At 53.5% G+C, this 2,548-nt stretch carries 2 rRNA genes (1 of these 2 only partly in view); both read left to right on the top strand.

Annotated elements, in window-relative coordinates:
• Positions 1 to 2,362, top strand: a 23S ribosomal RNA gene (locus ACTOQ1_RS42635); it begins 566 nt to the left of the window's first position.
• 66 nt (positions 2,363 to 2,428) lie between these two features.
• Positions 2,429 to 2,545: ribosomal RNA gene (gene rrf, locus ACTOQ1_RS42640) — 5S ribosomal RNA — on the top strand.
• Positions 2,546 to 2,548 lie beyond the last annotated feature (3 nt).

Genomic DNA, 2,548 nt, shown 5'->3' on the forward strand with positions numbered 1-2,548 from the left:
GTGCTTACAAGAAGTCAGAGCCCTATTTATGGGTGATGGCGTGCCTTTTGTAGAATGAACCGGCGAGTTACGTTCCCATGCAAGGTTAAGGCGAGAAGCCGTAGCCGCAGCGAAAGCGAGTCTGAATAGGGCGATATAGTATGTGGTCGTAGACCCGAAACCGTGTGATCTACCCCTGTCCAGGGTGAAGGTGCGGTAACACGCACTGGAGGCCCGAACCCACGTATGTTGAAAAATGCGGGGATGAGGTGGGGGTAGCGGAGAAATTCCAATCGAACTCGGAGATAGCTGGTTCTCCCCGAAATAGCTTTAGGGCTAGCCTCGGAATTAAGAGTCGTGGAGGTAGAGCACTGATTGGGTGCGGGGCCCGCAAGGGTTACCAAGCTCAGTCAAACTCCGAATGCCATAGACTTATATCCGGGAGTCAGACAGTGAGTGCTAAGATCCATTGTCAAAAGGGAAACAGCCCAGACCATCAGCTAAGGTCCCCAAGTGTGTGTTAAGTGGGAAAGGATGTGGAGTTGCACAGACAACCAGGATGTTGGCTTAGAAGCAGCCACCATTTAAAGAGTGCGTAATAGCTCACTGGTCGAGTGACTCTGCGCCGAAAATGTAACGGGGCTAAACACACCACCGAAGCTATGGCTTGATACATTTGTATCAGGGGTAGGGGAGCGTTGTATGTAGGTTGAAGGTGTACCGTAAGGAGCGCTGGACAGCATACAAGTGAGAATGCCGGTATGAGTAACGAAAAGATCAGTGAGAATCTGATCCGCCGAAAGCCCAAGGTTTCCTGAGGAAGGCTCGTCCGCTCAGGGTAAGTCGGGACCTAAGGTGAGGCCGAAAGGCGTAATCGAAGGACAACAGGTTGAAATTCCTGTACCACCGTAAACCGTTATGAACGATGGGGTGACGCAGGAGGGTAGTGACGCGGACTGATGGATGTCCGTCCAAGCAGTGAGGCTGATGTGTAGGCAAATCCGCACATCGATAAGGCTGGGCTGTGATGGGGAGTGAAAATTACAGTAGCGAAGGTCATGATCTCACACTGCCAAGAAAAGCCTCTAGTCAGGTGAAGGTGCCCGTACCGCAAACCGACACAGGTAGGCGAGAAGAGAATTCTAAGGCGCGCGGAAGAACTCTCGTTAAGGAACTCGGCAAAATGACCCCGTAACTTCGGGAGAAGGGGTGCCTCGGTAGGGTGAATAGCCCGAGGGGGCCGCAGTGAAAAGGCCCAAGCGACTGTTTAGCAAAAACACAGGTCTGTGCGAAGCCGTAAGGCGAAGTATACGGGCTGACGCCTGCCCGGTGCTGGAAGGTTAAGGGGAGCGGTTAGGAGCAATCCGAAGCTGTGAACCGAAGCCCCAGTAAACGGCGGCCGTAACTATAACGGTCCTAAGGTAGCGAAATTCCTTGTCAGGTAAATTCTGACCCGCACGAATGGCGTAACGACTTGGGCGCTGTCTCAACGAGAGATCCGGTGAAATTTTAATACCTGTGAAGATGCAGGTTACCCGCGACAAGACGGAAAGACCCCATGGAGCTTTACTGCAGCTTGATATTGGATTTGGGTACGATCTGTACAGGATAGGTGGGAGCCTTCGAAGCATGAGCGCCAGCTTGTGTGGAGGCGACGTTGGGATACCACCCTGATCGTATCTAGGTTCTAACTTGGTACCGTGATCCGGTGCGAGGACAGTGTCAGGCGGGCAGTTTGACTGGGGCGGTCGCCTCCTAAAGAGTAACGGAGGCGCCCCAAGGTTCCCTCAGAATGGTTGGAAATCATTCGAAGAGTGCAAAGGCATAAGGGAGCTTGACTGCGAGACCTACAAGTCGAGCAGGGACGAAAGTCGGGCTTAGTGATCCGGTGGTACCGCATGGAAGGGCCATCGCTCAACGGATAAAAGCTACCCTGGGGATAACAGGCTTATCTCCCCCAAGAGTCCACATCGACGGGGAGGTTTGGCACCTCGATGTCGGCTCATCGCATCCTGGGGCTGAAGTAGGTCCCAAGGGTTGGGCTGTTCGCCCATTAAAGCGGTACGCGAGCTGGGTTCAGAACGTCGTGAGACAGTTCGGTCCCTATCTGTCGTGGGCGTAGGAAATTTGAGAGGAGCTGTCCTTAGTACGAGAGGACCGGGATGGACGTACCGCTGGTGCACCAGTTGTTCCGCCAGGAGCATGGCTGGGTAGCTACGTACGGAAGGGATAAGCGCTGAAAGCATCTAAGCGTGAAGCCCCCCTCAAGATGAGATTTCCCAACTAGTAAGACCCCTTGAAGACGACGAGGTAGATAGGTTGGAGGTGGAAGTGCAGCAATGCATGGAGCTGACCAATACTAATCGGTCGAGGGCTTATCCAAAGATATTTCAATGTGCTGCAACTTCGTTTCGTATCTAGTTTTCAGGTGATCAAGCATCTGAAGCCGTTTGGTGGCGATGGCGGAAGGGTTCCACGCGTACCCATACCGAACACGACCGTTAAGCCTTCCAGCGCCGATGGTACTTGGACCGCAGGGTCCCGGGAGAGTAGGACGTCGCCAAGCGAA

Source organism: Streptosporangium sp. OZ121 (assembly GCF_051918885.1).
In the GTDB taxonomy this organism is placed as follows: domain Bacteria; phylum Actinomycetota; class Actinomycetes; order Streptosporangiales; family Streptosporangiaceae; genus Streptosporangium.